We start from the raw sequence: 19,742 nt of genomic DNA, 5'->3' as shown, positions 1-19,742 counted from the left end.
CCCCCAGCCCCCTAAAGGGGGAGAAAATAGGCAATTGGCAATTAAATGAAACTTCTTAAATAACAAAAGGCTTATCTTCTTAACCTTGCCTCTTCTAAATCGAGTTCCCATTCGCGTTCGCGGATCAGTTCTTCGCTGAAAGTATTGGCATGCCGGAAAAGGTTTAGTTCGCGGCGGCGTACTTCTACCAGCTCCAGCAACATCTGGCGGTAATGCGGTAAAAAATTTTGTCCTTCATCGGTTCCTTCCTGCGCTTCCAGCTTTTTCTGCGTGATCTCTATCATGCGGGCATAGCGATCGCGTACGCGTTTATAAGTTTCATTGCTTCCTATTTCCTTTTCGTATTTGCCATCCATATGCGCCAGCACTGCACGGGCCAGGTGTAACCGCAGGTCAAGCGCCTGTAATGCTTCCGATTCCTTTTCTTCGCCTTTAATTTTTAAAATGCGAATGAGCGGCTTCAGGCTCAATCCCTGCAGCACGAGGGTAATTAAGATCACAACAAACGTGATGAACAAAATAAGGTCACGATGCGGAAAGGCTTGTTTGTTAGCTACGGTTAGCGGCACTGCCAGCGCCGATGCCAGTGATACCACGCCGCGCATTCCACTCCAGCCGATCAATAAGATGTTGCGCCAGCCCGGGTTGGGTTCTTTCTCGCGGATACTTTTAAACAACATCCGTGGAATATAGGCGCCGGGGAAAACCCAGATGATGCGGATGAGGATCGTGGCCACACTAATAATAACCCCGTATGAAATGGCTTCGCCTACAGAATGCGCCGACATGCCTTTAACAATATCCGGTAACTGCAGGCCAATTAAAATAAATACAAACCCGTTCAGTAAGAACACCAGCGTATCCCATAAACCCAGCACCTGTATACGGGCGTCGTAACTGAAAAGGTCCTGTGAGCGGAACGTGAGGAATAATCCGCCGCTGACCACCGACAATACGCCCGATACATGAAAATGTTCAGCCGTGATGTACATGATATACGGCGCAATCAACGTAAAGGCAGCATCAATGGCCGGTGTAGTAGGGAAGAACCGGTGTATGGCATAAACAAAATGCGCGATCACCAAACCAATGAGTATGCCCATGCTCGCTACCACGAAGAAAGTCTGCGTGGCATCCCAAATATGAAACTGACCGGTAAGTACTGCGGTCAGGGCAAACCGAAAGACGATCAGGCTCGCGGCATCATTCACCAAACTTTCTCCTTCCAATATAGTAATGGCCCTTTTGGGAACCTTCAATCCCTGTAATACCGACGTAGCGGCAATGGCATCAGGTGGTGAAATGATACCACCTAACAGGAAACCGGCGGCCAGCGAAAAATCGGGGATCAATAAATGCGAGATCCAGGCAACGGTAGCCGAAGTGAAAATGACCAAACCAAAACCCAGCAAACTAATGGGCCGTTTATATCGCCAGAAATCATTCCACGAAGTATTCCAGGCTGCTGCATATAATAGCGGCGGCAGAAAAATAAGGAATACCAGGTCGGGATGCAGGGTTATTTGAGGTATGCCTGGTATAAGGCTGATGAGCAAACCGCTTATTACTAAAAATATGGGGTAGGCAATTTTTAATTTGCCACTGATCATCGTAAGAATACTTATGATAAATAACAGTGATAAAACCAGCAATAAATTGTCCTGTATCATAATCTGGCAAATCTACTGTGGAGCAGGCAAATTGCCTAAAGGAGTATAGTTTAAGCCGGCTAGTGGCTGGTAGTAAGTAGCTAGTAGGGAACTCCTGCTAGCTACTCGCCACTTACTACTCGACATCCAAAATAGAGAGCGCGAGTTTAACAATTTCCCGCAGGGTGTCAATGTCGGGCCGGTTCATACCGGTTACGCGCAGTCCTATTAAACTGCTGTACAAGTACCGGCCTAACGCTTTTGGCGTAAATTTCTTCGAAATTTCTCCCTTGCTTTGTCCTTCCTTTACCAGCGATCCAAAAATCTGTTCCATGTCTTCCATATTCGACAGGGAAACGGCGGCTACTTCTTTGTCAACCGCACTTAGTTCCATGCTTACATTGATCAGCAAACAACCTTTCCGGTCTTTGTCTGACAGGATATTCTTAATGGTATAATCGAAAATGGAACGGATCTTTTTCTTCGGGCTATCTGTTTTGGCGCATTGTTTTTCCATATCTCCCTGCTGCGAATTCCGGTAATGGTTAAGGCTTTTCAGGAACAAGCCATGTTTATCGCCGAACGTATCGTAAATGCTCGAACGGCTTAAACCGGTGGCCTGAACCAGGTCGTCCATAGAAGTACCATTGTATCCCTTTTCACTAAAAAGCTCCTTGGCTTTCATTAGTACTTCGTTCTCGTCAAATTGTTTTGTCTTTGGCATCGGGTGTATTTGGAATCTTTGTTCCAAAATTACCACAAATGAAATTAAAAAGTAAAAATGGAAGAATAAGAAATGAAACGTCCATGACAAAATTTTCATTATGGCACACAGGGCAATGAAAATTTTGTCATGGTAAGTTCCATCTGGCTAAAAAATAATAAATATTTTCAGATGAAAAAGCTGGGATGCCCTTTCATTTCTCAGTGAGTATTAATGATCATTATTTGTCTTTACTTTCTCATTCCTCATTCTTCATTCCTCATTTTTACTTATTACAAAGTGATCATCCCGCCGTCGGCGATGAGCTCGGCTCCCAGAACAAAACTCGATTCGTCGGAGGCGAAGAAGGTGGCAACGCGGGCAATTTCGGCAGGATCTCCGAGGCGGCCCATCGGTACCTGGCTTTGGATAGACGTTTTAAAACTATCGATCTGTTCAGATGTTATCCCCATTTTACCGAATATCGGTGTTGTAATAGGGCCGGGACTGATGGCATTCACGCGGATCTTACGGGGCAGTAACTCAGTTGACAGGGTTCGCGCTAATGTGAGCAGCGCCGCCTTGGTAGCCGAATAAACAGAGGCAGTGGCCATACCCGTGTGGGCGCTGATAGAAGTATTGAGAATTATGGATGCGCCATCATTCAATACGGGCAACAATTCCTGGATGGTGAAATAAGCGCCCTTTACATTGGTGTTGAATTGTTCGTCAAAATGTTCTTCGGTAACCGCTTCAATTGGCGCAAATTTACCAATCCCGGCATTAACAAATAGCACATCGAGGCGCGGCGTAATTTGTTGTACCTGTTTGGCCAGCGTGCGAATATCGCTCAAATTGCTGGTGTTGGAGAGAATAGTGTGTACCTGCCCGTTCAATGCCTGTTTAGCCTGGTCAAGCGCTGCCTGGCTGCGACCGGTGATGATCACGGTAGCGCCTTGTTCTAAAAATTCTTTTGCGGTGGCAAAACCAATTCCACTGTTTCCGCCGGTTATAAGGGCGGTTTTATTTTTTAAACGACTCATGATAGATGGATTGTTTTTTTGTAATTGTTAGCGTAATTTGATATTGGAACGATCATTCCGGTACAAATGTAGTTATATCGGAACGAATGTTCCAAATAAATTTTACCGTATTAACAAATTGGCAGGAAAGGCCGTGCTTAAAACTTTTTTTCGTAAATTATAATTATATAGTATTTGAACTATGGGGGGAGATTGCCTGTTAACCTTAATACTACTTCATGAAAAATAATAGGAATATGTTTACTATAGCCATCAAATCAATTGGTTTTGCATGGCAAACTAACAGGAGGTTATTGATCCTGCTGATGTTGTTTAATATTTTCCAGGGCGCCGTCGTATATCTTCAGTTCACCAGCTTTGCATCCATCGTAGATGAGATCATTAGAATAAAACAGGGTACAGGAACAACCAATCAGTTGGTTTGGTCGTCGGTGGTGTTGGGTTTATCTTTTCTGGTACCCCTTATTATTGGCAATATTGCATCGCATTATCGCATGATCTTCCGCATGCAGCAAAGTGTTCAATTGGAATTATATAAAATTGAGCGGCAGGGTAAACTGGATATCGGCACCATTGAAAGCAGTTCTTACCAAAACCTGTTACGCAGTGCACAGGAGTGGGGAACTGGCAGTTTGTTGAACCTGCAGGATTTCTTTTTTAATTCAGCCAACAATTTCGCGGGCATTATAACTTCTATTACCATCTTGTGGTCATTGAATCAATGGCTGGTGGTATTTGCGGTGCTGGCGGCGGCGCCTGTTTATTTCTTTTACAAGAAATACAGCATGGAAGTGTTCCGCATCCGGTATTTCTCCATTGACGATCATCGCATCATCAACAACCGGATTTCGCATTTTGAAGAATTGCAGAAGGCGGTTGATGTTATTTTACTCAAACTGCAAAACTGGTTGAAAGGACAGATCAGGGACCGGAAGGTTGCCTTTAATAATAAGATCATTGTGGCCGAACGCAAAAAGGCTATTTCATACAGTATCATGAGTTTGTGGTACCTGCTGTTCCTGTTTGCCGCCATTGCCCTCATGACCCGGGAAGCGCTGGCGGATCGCATTGCGGTTGGGGGACTGCTGCTTGCATTTACCACGTACACCCGGTTCTATCAAACCATCAATGGCTATATTGAAAGTATTTCGTATGCCGAAGAAGCATCGCGGTATGCAGCCCGCTGGTTTGATTTGTTCGACATGCAGCCCCGAATTGTTTCCAAACAGAATGCGGCGCGGTTCGATATTACCGAACCGCCGCTGATTGAATTTGATAATGTGTCATTTCGTTATCCCGCTGAAGAAGGTGAAACCCCGTTGGTATTACAGCAACTTTCTTTTACTATAAAGCCGGGTGAAAAAGTAGCTATCGTTGGGGTGAATGGTTCCGGCAAAACAACACTCATTAAATTGCTTTGCCGCATTTATGATCCTACCGAAGGAAATATTTATGTAAATGGCATCAATTTAAAAGATATTCAACTGGAAGACTGGCAAAGCGCGCTTGGCATTTTGTTCCAGGATTTCCCCGTATATAATTTAACCATTCGCGAATCGATTGGGGTGGGAAGAATTGAGGAAAATGGCGAATTACCAACGCAAAAAGAAGAAAGGCTTAAGCAGGCTGCCTTGTATTCGGGCGCTGATGATTTTATAAAAGATTACGATCAGTTAATATGGAAAGAGTTTGCAGGCGGTATCGATCTGTCGAAAGGCCAGCACCAACGGCTGGCAGTAGCGCGCATGTTCTATCGAAATGCGGCCGTTACTATTTTAGATGAACCTACAGCCTCCATAGATGCTGTAACTGAAGAAAAGATCTTCAGTACGCTCGAGCGCAACATGCAGGGGAAAACAGTTATCCTCATTACGCACCGGTTCAGCACGGTGAAAAATGCCGATAAGATCATTTTGCTTGAACAGGGGCGCATCATTGAGTACGGCTCGCACAAAGAGTTGATGCAATTACACAAACAATATGCCTCATTATATAATATGCAGGCGAAGCGGTACCTTGAAAACGACGAACCTGCTCCTGCAGATACAACTTCATTAATAGATTAAACCAATTGCCATGCAAACCGAAACAATAACCCAGACAAACATAAAACAGGCCGTTCCCTTTCTCTGGACAACCAATATGGAGGCGTCGTTGCGGTTTTATGTTGATGGTCTTGGTTTTTCCATGGTCGAAAAATGGATGCCTGAAGGAAAAATAGAATGGTGCTTGCTGAAGCTGGGTGAAGCGGCTATTATGTTACAGGAATACCGGGAAGGTCTTAAACCCGAGGGAATATTGGGTTTAGGCGTGTCTATCTGTTTTATTTGTGCAGACGCCCTGGGCTATTACCGGGAAGTGACGGCACGCAAAATTCTTGCTTCAGAACCCTTTGTTGGAAATAACTTCTGGATCTTTGAAGTGGCCGATCCCGATGGGTACCGGCTTAATTTTGAAAGCCCTACCGATGTGCCCGAAGAAACCCGTTATTCGGAATGGAAACAGAAAACGCCGAACGCTTAACACAGGCGTAAAACGTCATCCTGTATTTTTGGCTTTCGGCTTGCAGCTTGCAGCTTGCAGCTTGCAGCTTGCAGCTTGCAGCTTGTAGCTTGCAGCTTGCAGCTTGCGGCTGTATTCCTTACCCCACCAGTTCCCATGCGCTTTGGTACGCATCACGTTCCTGCGCCCACGAAATGAAATTGGAATAAAAAGGAAATTGCGACAGGGTAGCGCTATCGCCAATAATAACCAGCTTTTTGCGGGCGCGGGTCATGGCTACGTTCATGCGACGGATATCGCTCAGGAAGCCAATGCGGCTATCGGGGTTACTCCGCGTCATGCTGATGTATACAATATCACGTTCCTGTCCCTGGAAGCTGTCGATGGTATTGATGGCAATTTTATGCTCATACACCTGTAGGGCAGGGCTGCTCATAAATTGTTCTTTCAACGTATCTATCTGTTGCTTATAAGGCGAAATGATCGCGATGCTGGGAAAATTATCGGGTTTGTAATGACTATCGAGCGCCGATACCAGTTGCGTGAGGTGTTTGAAAAGGAACGCCGCTTCTTCCGGGTTATAGGTGCTGGTTTGTTCCGTTTTTTCATCAAAACCACAGCCGGCCGTATCAACAAATACCAGGGGATTATCATTCGAGAACAAAACATGGCTGGCAACCGAAGCATGCGCTTTTAGCCGGTCGTCATAGAATGTGGAAGAAGAATAGCCCATGATCATTTCGTGCATCCGGTACTGTTCTTCCAGCAATACTACCGCTTCGGGGTGCAGCGTTACGCATTTTTCCAGCAAGGTAGTGGCGAGTCCGTTTTTGGCGGCTTCGGCGCTTTTTACGGTAGGCGGCAACTGGCAATGGTCGCCGGCCAGCACTACTTTTTGTGCTTTCAAAATGGGGATCCAGCAGGCTGGTTCCAATGCCTGTCCGGCTTCATCTATCACCACCGTATTGAACTTCAGGTTGCGAACGGTATAGTGATTGGCCCCCACAAGGGTAGCAGTGATCACCTGGGCTTTCGCTACCAGGTCATTGATGATATATTGTTCAGAATTGTCAACCTCTTTCATGATGTTACGCGCTTCTGCAAACAAAGCTTTGCGTTGGTCGCGTTCCGCCTTACCGAAATGGCGTTTGTACTTATGCGCCATATCGAGGTACGCCGATGCCTGTTTTTTCAGGCGCTTTATTTCTTTGGTATGGCTGTGGTCTGCCATTTTATAATCGAGCGTAAGCGATAACAAACGTTCAGAAACCCGCGCCGGGTTGCCTACCCGCAATACATTCAGGCCCTCATCACTTAATTTTTCACTGAGCAGGTCAACGGCGGTATTGCTGGGCGCCACCACCAGTATCTGCTGGTTATCTCTTTTGATCATGGCCTTTATGGCCTGCACCAGCGTAGTGGTTTTACCGGTTCCCGGCGGACCATGCACAATGGCCAGGTCATTGGCCTGGAGTATTTTATTGACGGCAGCCTGTTGCGAAGCGTTGAGTGATGTTATAGCTGCGACGTGAGCGCTGGTATCGAAATCGGGCGTTTTAGCGCCGGTAAGTATTTGGATCAGCCTTCCTTCGGCTGGTTTTTCAGAAAGGGTAGAAGCCAGTTTGCAGGCATTCTGCATTTCATCGTAACTGTTCTCATCAAACAACAGGTCGATGCCCAGCTTGCCATCGCTGGCCCAGTCGGGCAGTTCATCGGTGCGCAGGGTGATCTTCAACCTGTTTCCATTTACAAAATTGATGGTCCCTTCAACTTTATTGGTTTCAGCATCGTGGTTCGAAAACAATACGGCAGGCATGCCGAAGCGAAGCTGATGAATAACATCGTGGTGGGTAGTGCGTTCCACTTCAACGGTAAGGTAATCGCCCCGGCTCATTTCCTGGTCGCGAATGGCAATAGGATACCAGGTAAGCCCGTTGGCCCTGCGTTGTGATACAGAGGTAGTTTGCTTAAGTTTCAGATATAATTGCCGGTCTTCTTCACGTTCGGTCCTCAACAAATCCAGCAGCCTTTTGAAATAGTCCATTTGGCAAAAATAAATAGTTTATGGTTTCTGGTTTATAGTTTATGGTTTGCCTGCTCTTTAGCATGGGTAAGTATTTTTAAATCCTTATTTATCAGGAAGAAAGCTGTACATAGGGCTAAGGGTTGCCCTAATTAAAAGAACTATGAACCAAATGCAATAAACCTAAACGTTTTACACAAACTGGCTAATTCGCCGGGAAGATGCTATTTTAGTGGCGTACCAAACTATACACTATGAAAAGCAATACCAGCCAGAAGTTCCTGCAATACATGTACAGCAACTTTACCGGTAACTTTATAGGGTTTGCCATCGGGATGGCTTCTACCCGCCTTGTTTCTCATTTCTTCACTACCCGTAGTATCAGGAACCTATGGGGATTGGCAGCAAAAAAAACAGTAGTTGATAAGCAAACTTTCAGCGCCATGGAGTGGATGATCTCCATTATCATCGGCTTTTTGGTGTTTGAGATCATCTCCAAATGGGTGAAAAAGAAAATGGACCCGGTATTACAGAAATATAAAGGTTATTTACCATCTGATTGGGTGGAAGCGGAGCCAGCGCCTCAACCTGTGCCTGCTCAGCCAACTATAGATAAATCAACCGGCGCCACGAGTGAGGGTCAGGCTGGATAAATGTCGAATATGGAATGTTCAATGTAGAACGTCGAAGTAGAATACAGGAATACTTTCATTGTAAAGTTAATTGGTTTTCACTTCGACATTCGATATTCTTCGGTTCGATATTCGTTATTCAACTATAATTGTCTTCACGCCCTTTTCTTCCAACTGTTTTATACTTTCAGCGGGCGCCCCGGCATCGGTGATGATATAATCCACCTGTTCCAATCCGCAAATGCGGCCAATGCCGCGGCGGCCAAACTTGGTGCTGTCGGCCATCACCACTACCTGTTGCGCTACCTGGACCATTTTTTTATCGAGGCTCGCTTCGGCGAGGTTCGTGATGCTTAATCCAAATTCGGGTTCAATACCATCAACACCCAGGAACAATAAGCCGCAGGAAATATCTTCGAGCAATCGTTCGCCAAAAGCGCCGGCTGCCGATGCGGAACTATGATGGATCAATCCGCCTATTTGCAGAATATCAATATTGGGCCGGTTGCATAATTCCAACGCTACCCGCAGCGCCGGTGTTATAACCGTAATATGTTTGGAAGGATACAACGCCTGCGCCAGTTCAAATACAGTAGTGCCGGAACCAATAATGATGGAATCATGCTGACTAAGCAGGGTAAGCGCCGCTTTCGCAATCTTCTTCTTTTGACCGGCATTGATGAACTCCTTCTCATTGATCGTGTGCTCCACGGCATACGGGTTATTGATAGAACCGCCGCCCTTGGTGCGGAACAACAGGTTCTTTTCTTCCAGCAGTTTCAGGTCTTTTCGAATGGTAACGCCGGAAACCTGCAATGCTTCGCTGAGTTCCTGGATATCTACCCGGCCCTGTTCCTGTAATTTCTGGATAATGAGTTGGTGTCTGTCGGTGATGGTCATTGGATGGCAATTGCTGATTTAGTGATTTAGAGATTTTGAGATTTCCACTCAGAATGACCTTCAGGCTATTATTCGAAATCCCGAACATTCACAATCGCAAAATCCCGAAATCGCAAAATCCCAAAATTTCTTCCCAAATCTATTTCCTTTTCTGTAAAAAGCTTACAAAGGGTTTAATTTATCGGCCTGTAAAGTGCACACTTTGGGTTGAAAAAGATTAATTTGTCTTTGATTTTGTTTAAATAGTGCAAGTTTTGTTTAGCTTGTTATCGCTAATTAAATATTACTATACAATTATATTAATACCATGCGCGCGTGCATCCCAGATTGCAAGAGGTGCAACGTGGTAAAAGATGACCGGCTTATGAAGTTGATCTCGGTTTGTGGGAATGCAAAACCAAAGAAGAATTTATTGCAGGGAATGAACAATTATTTACTAGCTGGAATGCGCGATCCGGCCAACAACAGGACATGGGGCGCCGGTGAACTAAGAACCAAAAGCTTGCTCCCCACTTGCTGCTCGCCATTTACTTCTCGCTGAAGTGAATATTACAATGATTAAATAATTTTTGCAACGCATGGCTGAAGTCAGTAAAGTTCATGGGTTTGGTAATACAGGCTGAGCCGTAATTCCTGCAAAACTCAATATCCTCTTTGTTCGCGGAAGTTGTAAATATGGCAACCGGAATATGCTGCCATTTTTTATTATTTCGTATGTGCTGCAGGGTTTCCCGGCCATTCATTTTAGGCATATTCATGTCTATCATGATCAGCGAAGGAAATGGTTTTCTTTCCGATTCCAGTTTATTTAAAATATTCATCCCCGCTTCACTGCTTTGTGCTTTATATAAAGTAACCGCAGGATATAAAGTGCTCACCGATTCTTCAAAGATCAACAGATCATCCTGGTCGTCATCTATATATAATATGGTCGTTGGTTCACGATGCATAAATTGCTGTTAATAATTTTACATTGGATACATGTTGGTCGCACAAGTTTAACGTGCAGCCAGGTTTTCCTTTTTTTGAAATAAGTTATCCGTGCAACATAGCCCGGTACAAAATTATTAAAGTAGGGTGAAAACGGAAGTTAACAGTGCATGCTATTAAAAAATTAATAGCGCCTGTATTTCTTAGGAACTAATCAGGTTGGTTGTAGATATTGCAGGGGACCGTAATGGCATGTATGTGTTCTCAGATAGGTACGATCCCGTATCCAGGCATAACATAGCAATAGTTTTGCCAATTTTCGGTGAGGTTACTGTTTAGCAATTGTAAAGAAGTGGAAATCAGCCTGGTTGATGGATAAATTAAACAGGTTTTTGCAAACGCTCATACAACATTAAAATAAACCCGCCGGAAGTTTGTAAAATTCCGGCGGGTTATGTTATTTACCGGCGACTGCTGCTTTAGCTGCCGGAAAGCAGTCGATAATATTGGGCGTTACGCTGTTGAAATTGAATTTGTTTAATCGTGTAGTGGTAAAAGTTGGATTGCCTTCTTTGATGGTATAAACAACATCGGCCGGTAATTGTTTGAACACTTGTGTGGTTTTTGTGCCTGGCCATTGTATCACTACTTCATCCACCACCGTAGCGGCGCCGGTCCCAATATGTTGCATGAGCGGGTTGGCGCCAAAACTTCCGCCTGAGTTCACATCGCGATAAATGGTTCGTTGCATGCCATTTTCTGTAAAAGTTATTTTTATCCGTGCGCCGATCGCTGCCCGGTTGCATTGATTGCCCTGAAACGTGAACAGGATGCGGTGATTGTTATTTTGCCCGGGATTTACATACAGGGCATTCTCATACGCATCGCCTGCATACGCGCCGCCCATATCAATATAAATATCCTGGTCGCCATCATTATCCAGGTCAATGAATGAAACGCCATGTCCTTTTTGCAGGTTGCCTACCCGCGCAGAAATGGTAATGTCGGCAAACCGGGCGCCCGCGATATTTTTGAACATTTTATTTGGTACAAGCGAAGTGTATTGCGGATTGCCGGTGCCCAGGTAAAAATCAAGATAGCCATCGTTGTCGATGTCGCCGAAATTACCGCCCATGGCAAACGCAATGGTATGCAGGCCTGATTTTTCCGATACGTCTTCAAAGGTTCCATCCTGGTTGTTACGGAACAAGAATATTTTACCTGAGTTGCCAATAGGGGCATTCTCAGCCTGTGCGGCCGAATACCAGGCAAGCGATTTAGTGAATTCATATCCGCATACCAGTATATCAAGCCAGCCATCGTTATCGTAATCCCAGAACCAGGTAGTAAAGGTGCCGGTGTTATTGTTGGCAAGACCGGCTTTCAGTGATACATCTTTGAAATGATTGAAGCCATTCACCACGCCTTCATTTTTCAGCAGTATTTTTTTGCCGTTTAATGTAGAAATGAAAATGTCTGTCCAGCCGTCGTTATTATAATCACCGGAGGTAACTCCTTTTACAAAAGCGACCACGTCGCAGCCTGCTTTGACAGTAGCTTCTGAAAAAGTGCCGTCTGTATTATTAATGTATAGTTCGCAAGGGTTGATATCATCGTAACCATATGATTCATTGCCAATAAAAACATCCAGCCAGCCATCATTGTTAAAGTCGGCCCAGGTGGCTGTTTGGGTAGGGTGAAAGGAAAGCAGACCGGCCTCTTTGGTAACATCGGTAAAAGTACCATCGCCATTGTTTTTTAATAGCGAGTTAGGTTCTTTCCCAAATTTCCCTTTCCAGGCGCCGCGCAAAACAAAAATATCTTTCCAGCCATCGTTGTTGTAATCGGTTTGCACCATATTCAGCCCGCCGGTCAGATCTTTCAACCCCGATGAAATAGCTGCGTCTGAAAAGGTGCCATTGCCATTATTAATGAAATAATGCATGCCCTCCTGTAACGACCAACTGCTGGTGATGAGATCTGCGTAGCCGTCGTTATTGAAATCATCAACCACACTGCCGCCGGCCTGGTTCTTTATATTGAGGCCAACGCGGGCTGAAAGATCGGTAAATGGCTTTATGGCAACGCTGCTATCGGCGCCGGGTAAGCTCAGTAAAAAAGGGGCCGGCACCTGGTGCGGGTATTCACCAGTTGCCATGTAGGCAATGTTCAGCAACCATTTCGATTCCATGTCGTAGGGGTCGTATTTCAGCAGGGCTTTATACAGTTCAATGGCTTTCTCCGCGCCCTGTTTGTTCACATGGATCCCTTTGTTGGCAATGGGATAAATGCACGACTCGCCGGTATGATTGTAAATACAGTTCTTTCTTTCGCCCAGCCGCAGGTAAGCGATGGCCAGGTTTTTCATTATTAATTTTTGATTGGTTAACATGGTGGGCGGCAGGCTTTTTAACAGGCCTTCAAAAAGCACAATGGCTTTCTCTTCCTGTCCCAGTTCCAGCAGGGTATTGGCCATGCCATAAATGGCAGTGGCCGAATCGGGGTAAATAACAGCCTTCTTCAACAACGAGTCATAGAATGCATACTTTGTTTCCGATGCAAATGAGTTGTTGACTGAATTTTCGCTTGCTGCAACCGTTGACAGCAGGCTGATCATCTCTTTATTGTTCGACTTTTGGGAAGTACAGGAAAAAAGGGCCAGCCATAAGAATATGGCCAGCCTCGTTTGAGGAAAGGCAATGGTCATGGAAGAATATTGTGTAGCATATTAGTTAACAGTTACGTTAAATAACAGGCCAGGGATATTAAATGGGGTAGGGGAACGTTCCTCCCACCGGGTTATTATATTAGTTTGGTTGCGTTTAACCCTGTGGAGGATGAAATGGGCCGGTGATAATGGATTGCAATACTGATGAAGCCGGATCCTGCATTTGCTTACCGGTGGCTGTTGCAGGCAGGGATACCGTAAATTGGTTTAGCGGTTGTTGGTATTCACTGCCAGCCGGATTCTTTTTAAGCGCGCCGGTATCATCTGCATTGGCGGGTACATCATTCACTTTGTTCGCATAATCAATACGTGCAGCGTTTAGTTGGGTCTTGTTTTTATTCGGTAGGCACAACAGGTATAGCGTATCGTTGTATATCTTTCTTTTTACGTAATTATAATAAACACCGTTCACTTCTGCTTCTCCATCTATTCTTTCATAATCGCTCCAACTGGTAAGATAGGGTGTATGTAATGCTATTTTTACTTCAATGAGTTCGCTGTCGTTGTATTGGTTATTGTCGAGCTGTTGAATAAACTGCCTGTCTGATTGCTGTATAAAATAGTCAAACAACAGCGTATATCCTGCTATGTTAAACAGGTGTACTGCAAGCAGCATTATGGCAACACTTTTCTTCAGAACGAAAATTTCCTGAATTTAATGAAAATAGCGCAAACGGTAACGCATATTTTTAATTGTAATCTTTAGGTGCGGTTACACATCCGGGAAATAAACAGATGAATGTCTGTAGAATGTAGCGGTTGTGCGTAATAAAAATTTAAAATTTGTGTGTACCATTTTCCTCAGTAAATTCAATGCGCGGATATTTAACACATCATTTATCCGGGCTGCAAATTTTTTTGTACTGCAGATTCCGGTCACGTAACAGATCCACTGGTATTCACTGAAGGCTCATATATTTTTCGTACGATTTGCTTTTCATGATCCCGTCATACGTGACCATCATTATTGCATTCATCGCTTAAAACAATTAAATGATCCATGATAAACAGGTTGCATGCTGGTTTCTGCAACGTGTTGTTCATTCTTTGGCTATGAAGGTCCGTTCTGCCGAAGGAATAGTCATTTCCATTGGTATATAAGTAATTAGCCTGCCAATTGGCTTACTGCTTTGTCGTGAATGGCGTAACTTGCAACCAGAAACCAGCAAGTATTGCAAAATCATTTGGAGATTACCTCTATGACGAAGGAAAAGCAAACCCTGCCTGCAGCCAGGCAGGTACAACAGGCGTTGGCAGCACATTTCCCGGCAGACAGGTTAAAAACACGTTTGATAGATCTGCATGCCTGGTCATCTGATGCCAGCTTTTACTCGCTGGTGCCTGAGGCCGTCGTATTTCCTGTGAATATTGAAGAAGTGCAATTGCTTTTTAAACTCGCTCAGCAGCATCAAACGTCACTTACGTTTCGCACCGGCGGCACCAGCCTGAGTGGCCAGTCGGTTACCGATGGCATCCTTGTTGATCTGTCGCGCAACTGGCCGCTGATCAAAGTTGAAATGGCAGGCGATGCGGTGCGCGTGCAACCGGGTATTACCGGCAGCCACGTAAATCATTTGCTGAAACAATATAAAAAGAAGATCGGTCCCGATCCTGCTTCTATCAATGCCGCCATGATGGGTGGCATTCTCTCCAATAACTCCAGCGGTATGTGTTGCGGGGTTGTCAATAATTCGTACCACACCCTGAAGTATTTGAAATTCGTTCTGCCAAATGGAGAAGTGTTCGATACCGAAAATAAAGACGACTACAGGCGTTTTGAAACCACGCAGCCGCAATTGTGTGCGGGCATCAAAAAACTGGCGCAACGCATAAAAAACAATGCGGCTTTAACAACGAAGATCAGGGACAAGTATAAGCTAAAGAATACAGTGGGGTATAGCATCAATGCTTTTCTCGATTATGACCATCCATTAGATGTGCTGGCGCATTTGCTGATTGGGGCGGAAGGCACCTTGGCATTCATTGCCGAAGCCGTATTGAACACCATTCCCGATAAACCCTGCAAAAGTACCGGGTTGTTGTTCTTTGCTTCGCCTGCGGCAACCTGCAACGCCATTCCGGCATTAAAGGAAAGCGATGCGGAAGCATTGGAGTTTATGGACAGGGCCGCTATTCGCTCCATTGAAGAACTGGCGGGCGCTCCTGCGTTTTTAAAAACATTGCCTGCAAACAGCGCCGGTATTTTGTGCGAGTATCAATCTGATACTGCTGCCGGCCTGCAGGAGAAATTAGCCAGAGCAATGCAATTCATTGATGCGTTGCCCATCACGTATAAGACCGAATTTACGACCGATGAAGCCCTGCAGGCTACGTACTGGAAGCTACGCAAGGGCATGTACCCTTCTGTAGCGGCCGTTCGGCAAAAGGGTACCTCGGCCATGCTGGAAGACATTGCCGTTCCGGTTCACCGCCTGGGCGAAGCCATTGAAGACCTGCAACGGCTGTTTATTAAATATAAGTACTACGATGCCATCGTGTTCGGCCACGCAAAGGAAGGCAACCTGCATTTCCTGTTGTCGCAGTCGTTCGAAACGCCGGCGGAGGTAGCCGTTTTTGGCGCTTTTAATGATGAACTGGCGGAATTGGTCATTAAAAGGTACGACGGGGCGTTAAAGGCGGAGCATGGCACCGGCCGGCAGATTGCACCGTATGTTGAAGCTGAATGGGGCGCCGAAGGGTACGCGATCATGAAGGAGTTAAAAGCCCTGGTTGATCCCGGAAACATCCTGAACCCCGGGGTTATCATCAATGCAGACCCAACCTGTCATTTAAAGAATTTGAAGCCGCTGCCCGTGGTAGAAGAAGAAGTTGATAAATGCGTGGAGTGCGGGTATTGTGAGAACCGTTGTCCGAGCCGGCATTTCACCCTTACGCCGCGGCAGCGAATTGTATTGCGGCGGTCTTTATCGCGCCTTAAAAAAGCCGGTGATACCACCACTTACAATAGTATTTTAAAGGATTATGCGTACGATGGCCTGGATACCTGTGCGGTGGATGGCATGTGCGCTACAGACTGTCCTGTAGCTATTAATACAGGTGAACTTGTAAAACGATTGCGAAAAGAGAACCACTCTGAGCGGGCTAATGCTTTAGCAATGCAGGTGGCCAAAAATTTTGGCTTGGTTGAACGGCTTATCAAATTGGGATTGCGCAGCGGGCGGGTGGTGAATAGTGTATTTGGTAAAAAAGCCATGTTCAAATTAACGGGCGGTGTAAGAAAAATAGCGCCTTCGTTCCCTTTATGGCCAACGCAATTAACTGCGCCGGTTGCTGTACAACCGCAATTGCCTGAACAGGCTGATGTAGTGTATTTTGTTTCGTGCATCACCCGCACCATGGGCCGCGATATAGAAAAAAAAGAATCGATCGTGGATGTTTGCCGCCGGCTGGCCACGAAAGCGAATATCCGGTTGCTGATCCCTTCCAACCTAACCGGTACCTGTTGCGCGCAGCCATTCTCTTCAAAAGGTTTTACGCCTGCATACCGGTTCTTTGTGAATAAGACCATCGATACATTGTGGGAGTGGAGCAAACAGGGTGCGCTGCCTGTTGTACTGGATCTTACTTCGTGTACACATTCGCTGCAGACCTGCCGCCCGCATTTAACGCCGGAAAACCAGCTTCGGTTCAACCGGTTAAAAATTATCGATAGCCTTCAATTTGCCACTGATATATTATTGCCAAGGCTCACGATCACTAAAAAGAAAAGCAAAGCGGTATTTCACCCGGTATGTTCATTATACAAAATGGGATTGAACAAAAATATGCTGCAACTGGCTACGCAAACGGTTGTGGAACCTGTTATTCCTCATGCTGCGGGTTGTTGCGGTATGGCCGGTGATCGTGGTTTTTATTATCCCGGTTTAACGGCAGCTGCAACGCGGGCAGAAGTTGCTGAGGTGAACAGTGCGCAGTGCAATGATTGTTATTCAACTGCTAAAACTTGTGAAATGGCATTAGCAGAATCTTCTGGTAAAAATTATCGTTCTGTGTTGTACTTATTAGATGAAGTGACACAATGATGATATATATCATGATGATATTTGTCAAAAATCATGATAGCACAGGATGCGAAAAAAATAAAATAATGCAACTTTGCATATCCTTTTATTGTCATACCTAGAAAACATTAATCAACGACTCGTTTTGTAAAACACAGGGACCAATTACCTAATGAATTGACAAAAAAAATTATGAGTGGGATGGAATAATATTTAAAATACGTTAACTTTAAAATAACAGTCCATCCAATTCAATTGCACAAGCAACCCAATCCTTAGCAGGTGTTTAAACATTTATGCTCACTGTTTTGATTGTCATTACTGTGGGTTAGAGATAGTTTCTCCTTGCTAATTCACAACGCGTACTTCTCCGAAAAATTAGCTCTTGCACCCTCCTTATCCCAACCGGTTCCCGGAAAATAAATATTGTTCCTTTCGAAGACTATGTCTATTACTTGTGCCTGCCAAAGCATTGGTAAACAGCTTTATTTCATTTTTAAAACTCAACCAAACATGAAAAAGATTCTTGTTATTGAAGACAATGCCGGGATCAGAGAGAATGTTACGGAGATACTGGAGTTGGCTAATTACAAGGTTTTTACAGCAGAAGATGGAAAAACAGGGATTGAGCTTGCTTTACAGGAGAAACCTGACCTGATTTTATGCGATGTCATGATGCCGCAATTAGACGGTTTTGGCGTTCTCCACTTGTTGCATAAGAATCCAGCCATTCGAAACACCCCATTTATTTTTATGTCGGCCAGGGCCGAGCGTTCCGAAATGCGAAAAGGAATGGAATTAGGCGCTGACGATTATATTACCAAGCCATTTGAAAAGACAGAGTTATTGCAAGCCATTGAATGCCGGTTGAAAAGGGTTGAATGGCTGAAGCAGGATTTTGTTCAGCATGAAGCGCCCGTAAATGGGAACGGCCATGCGAATGGTTATTCAAAAACAACCAACGAAAGAGATATTTTGTCCCTGTTGTCAGAGAACAGGGATATTACTAAATACAAAAGAAAACAAATTATTTATGTAGAGGGCAATCGCCCGGCGCGGCTGTACTATATTAAAAAAGGGAAAATAAAAACGTACAAAACCAATGAAGAAGGGAAAGAGTTGATCGTAGGTATTTATGGCGAAGGCGATTTTTTAGGGTATGTTGCTTTGTTGGAAGGAACTGTTTATAAAGATCGAGCGGAAGCCATGGAAAATACCGAGCTGGCCGTTATTCCTAAAGACGAATTTGATGCCCTGATGAATACCCGCCGCGAAGTAGTTACCCGGTTTATGACCATGATGGCCAAAAACATAACCGAAAAGGAGCAATTGTTATTGGGACTGGCGTACAACTCCCTGCGAAAAAAAGTAGCCGACGCATTGATAACGGTAAACAGGAAATATAAATCGTCTATTAATTTAAGCCGGGAGAACCTGGCCGCTATTGCAGGCACGGCCACTGCTTCAATGATAAGAACGCTCAGTGAATTTAAAAGTGAAAAGTTGATCGATATTAGTGATGGCGCCATCACTATTTTAAATGAAAAAGAATTGGAGAATTTGTTGAACTAACGATCTTACGCTCATTTCGCCTTTAACTAATTAAAAAGAATTAAAAAGAAGCGTGTCTCGTGTTAAAAGCGGGCGCGCTTTTGTCGTTTTTATTAGAGCTATTATGTTTTATGACAGTTATAAAATAAGGAAGCTCCGATGAATCGGAGCTTCGTTCTGATTTTTTAAATATCCTATGAAAAACCCGTTATACAAATGTATATCACGTTGCCATTTATTTCAATGATGGTTGTCATAAACAAATATGATTGTTATTGTAAGTTTGGTCATCGTTTACAGCCCTTGCCCTTTTACTTAATAAAATGCAAACGTTTGTATAATCACCGCAATCGTTTGCGCGGTAAAAAAGAGCATTTTATGTTTACCTTAGTCCTGAATGAACTTCCTTTTCATGCAATTATTGATCTGATTGTATAACCAACGCTCAGGGTACCATTGGAAAACGTATATACCGACCGGGAATTATTACAGCAAGTGGCCAATGGCGATAAGTTGGCCTTCAGGCATTTGTTTGAACTGTATAAACTACGGTTGTTTTCTTTTGTATTGCAAATGACGCACTCCCGTGTTGATGCAGAAGAAATTGTACAGGAGGTGTTCGCTAAATTATGGGAAAGTCGTATCAGCCTCGCCGGTGTTGAATATCCCGGTAAATATATTTATACCATTGCCCGCAATAAAACCCTGAATCATTTAACCAGGGTGGCCCGTGATCGCCGGTTGCAGCAACAGGTGTGGGTAAATTTATCGCAGTTTGATAATGCTACTGAAGATATATTGCAGGCACAGGAAAGTCAGCGGTTGATCAGTAAGGCCGTAAGCCAGTTGTCGGGGCAACGGCAAACTTTATTTCAACTGAGCCGTGAACAGGGACTTACCCATGAAGAAATTGCCTGCCAGCTGGGTTTATCAAAAAGCCGGGTCAAGAATATGCTCGTTGAAATACTGAAGCATATACGGGATTACCTCGCCCGCTATTCTGCATTGATTGCTACATTATGCTGCATCAACTGTAGTTTGTTATTGTTATAACAAAAC

14 protein-coding genes are annotated in these 19,742 nt (G+C 44.5%); 6 read left to right on the top strand and 8 right to left on the bottom strand.

Annotated features, from left to right (window positions below; genetic code table 11):
* Nucleotides 1-71: 71 nt before the first annotated feature.
* The 3 genes from FAM09_RS14270 to FAM09_RS14260 all read right to left on the bottom strand — a co-directional run bounded on the left by FAM09_RS14270 (nt 72) and on the right by FAM09_RS14260 (nt 3,395).
* Complete coding sequence (locus FAM09_RS14270) at nt 72-1,670, bottom strand: Na+/H+ antiporter (RefSeq protein WP_136577789.1); 1,599 nt, start codon at nt 1,668-1,670, stop codon at nt 72-74.
* Between the two features lie 115 nt (nt 1,671-1,785).
* Complete coding sequence (locus FAM09_RS14265) at nt 1,786-2,373, bottom strand: TetR/AcrR family transcriptional regulator (RefSeq protein ID WP_166437142.1); 588 nt, start codon at nt 2,371-2,373, stop codon at nt 1,786-1,788.
* A gap of 272 nt (nt 2,374-2,645) precedes the next feature.
* Entirely contained in the window at nt 2,646-3,395 is a 750-nt protein-coding gene (locus FAM09_RS14260) for an SDR family oxidoreductase (protein ID WP_136577787.1), read from the bottom strand.
* Between the two features lie 218 nt (nt 3,396-3,613).
* On the opposite strand from FAM09_RS14260, the gene FAM09_RS14255 reads away from it, so the two are divergent.
* Nucleotides 3,614-5,461: an ABC transporter ATP-binding protein gene (locus FAM09_RS14255; RefSeq protein ID WP_136577786.1), complete on the top strand. Its 1,848-nt coding sequence runs from the start codon at nt 3,614-3,616 to the stop codon at nt 5,459-5,461.
* A 10-nt stretch (nt 5,462-5,471) separates the two neighbouring features.
* Nucleotides 5,472-5,918 (top strand): VOC family protein, encoded by a 447-nt coding sequence (locus FAM09_RS14250; protein WP_136577785.1) that lies wholly within the window; start codon nt 5,472-5,474, stop codon nt 5,916-5,918.
* 118 nt (nt 5,919-6,036) lie between these two features.
* On the opposite strand, the gene FAM09_RS14245 is transcribed toward FAM09_RS14250, so the two are convergent.
* A complete protein-coding gene (locus FAM09_RS14245; protein WP_136577784.1) occupies nt 6,037-7,941 on the bottom strand; it encodes an AAA domain-containing protein in 1,905 nt (634 codons plus the stop codon).
* A 233-nt stretch (nt 7,942-8,174) separates the two neighbouring features.
* Between FAM09_RS14245 and FAM09_RS14240 the strand changes: the two genes are divergently transcribed.
* Complete coding sequence (locus FAM09_RS14240; RefSeq protein ID WP_136577783.1) at nt 8,175-8,573, top strand: hypothetical protein; 399 nt, start codon at nt 8,175-8,177, stop codon at nt 8,571-8,573.
* 114 nt (nt 8,574-8,687) lie between these two features.
* Here the strand turns inward: FAM09_RS14240 and FAM09_RS14235 are convergent, their stop codons facing one another.
* From FAM09_RS14235 to FAM09_RS14220, 4 genes are all read right to left on the bottom strand, one after another.
* Entirely contained in the window at nt 8,688-9,452 is a 765-nt protein-coding gene (locus tag FAM09_RS14235) for a DeoR/GlpR family DNA-binding transcription regulator (protein ID WP_136577782.1), read from the bottom strand.
* 527 nt (nt 9,453-9,979) lie between these two features.
* Nucleotides 9,980-10,402, bottom strand: coding sequence for a response regulator (locus FAM09_RS14230; protein WP_136577781.1), 423 nt, complete (start codon nt 10,400-10,402; stop codon nt 9,980-9,982).
* Nucleotides 10,403-10,839: 437 nt separating this feature from the next.
* Complete coding sequence (locus tag FAM09_RS14225) at nt 10,840-13,089, bottom strand: FG-GAP-like repeat-containing protein (protein WP_136577780.1); 2,250 nt, start codon at nt 13,087-13,089, stop codon at nt 10,840-10,842.
* Between the two features lie 115 nt (nt 13,090-13,204).
* A complete protein-coding gene (locus tag FAM09_RS14220; protein WP_136577779.1) occupies nt 13,205-13,726 on the bottom strand; it encodes a hypothetical protein in 522 nt (173 codons plus the stop codon).
* Nucleotides 13,727-14,282: 556 nt separating this feature from the next.
* Between FAM09_RS14220 and FAM09_RS14215 the strand changes: the two genes are divergently transcribed.
* From FAM09_RS14215 to FAM09_RS14205, 3 genes are all read left to right on the top strand, one after another.
* Nucleotides 14,283-17,153: an FAD-binding and (Fe-S)-binding domain-containing protein gene (locus tag FAM09_RS14215; protein ID WP_243751674.1), complete on the top strand. Its 2,871-nt coding sequence runs from the start codon at nt 14,283-14,285 to the stop codon at nt 17,151-17,153.
* A gap of 492 nt (nt 17,154-17,645) precedes the next feature.
* Nucleotides 17,646-18,704, top strand: a complete 1,059-nt coding sequence (locus FAM09_RS14210; protein WP_136577778.1) for a response regulator — start codon at nt 17,646-17,648, stop codon at nt 18,702-18,704.
* Between the two features lie 435 nt (nt 18,705-19,139).
* Nucleotides 19,140-19,736 carry an RNA polymerase sigma factor gene (locus FAM09_RS14205; RefSeq protein WP_136577777.1) on the top strand — a complete coding sequence of 199 codons (597 nt, stop codon included), beginning with the start codon at nt 19,140-19,142 and terminating at the stop codon, nt 19,734-19,736.
* Nucleotides 19,737-19,742 lie beyond the last annotated feature (6 nt).

This window comes from Niastella caeni, assembly GCF_004834005.1.
Lineage (GTDB): Bacteria > Bacteroidota > Bacteroidia > Chitinophagales > Chitinophagaceae > Niastella > Niastella caeni.
Note: the sequence above shows the minus strand (reverse complement) of the source record. Positions and strands in the feature narration are given on the sequence as shown.

Bases quoted from the DNA above. Each gene is read 5' to 3' on its own strand.
- FAM09_RS14270 (WP_136577789.1), bottom strand. From the start codon at position 1,670: ATGATACAGGACAATTTATTGCTGGTTTTATCACTGTTATTTATCATA.
- FAM09_RS14265 (WP_166437142.1), bottom strand. From the start codon at position 2,373: ATGCCAAAGACAAAACAATTTGACGAGAACGAAGTACTAATGAAAGCC.
- FAM09_RS14260 (WP_136577787.1), bottom strand. From the start codon at position 3,395: ATGAGTCGTTTAAAAAATAAAACCGCCCTTATAACCGGCGGAAACAGT.
- FAM09_RS14255 (WP_136577786.1), top strand. From the start codon at position 3,614: ATGAAAAATAATAGGAATATGTTTACTATAGCCATCAAATCAATTGGT.
- FAM09_RS14250 (WP_136577785.1), top strand. From the start codon at position 5,472: ATGCAAACCGAAACAATAACCCAGACAAACATAAAACAGGCCGTTCCC.
- FAM09_RS14245 (WP_136577784.1), bottom strand. From the start codon at position 7,941: ATGGACTATTTCAAAAGGCTGCTGGATTTGTTGAGGACCGAACGTGAA.
- FAM09_RS14240 (WP_136577783.1), top strand. From the start codon at position 8,175: ATGAAAAGCAATACCAGCCAGAAGTTCCTGCAATACATGTACAGCAAC.
- FAM09_RS14235 (WP_136577782.1), bottom strand. From the start codon at position 9,452: ATGACCATCACCGACAGACACCAACTCATTATCCAGAAATTACAGGAA.
- FAM09_RS14230 (WP_136577781.1), bottom strand. From the start codon at position 10,402: ATGCATCGTGAACCAACGACCATATTATATATAGATGACGACCAGGAT.
- FAM09_RS14225 (WP_136577780.1), bottom strand. From the start codon at position 13,089: ATGACCATTGCCTTTCCTCAAACGAGGCTGGCCATATTCTTATGGCTG.
- FAM09_RS14220 (WP_136577779.1), bottom strand. From the start codon at position 13,726: ATGCTGCTTGCAGTACACCTGTTTAACATAGCAGGATATACGCTGTTG.
- FAM09_RS14210 (WP_136577778.1), top strand. From the start codon at position 17,646: ATGAAAAAGATTCTTGTTATTGAAGACAATGCCGGGATCAGAGAGAAT.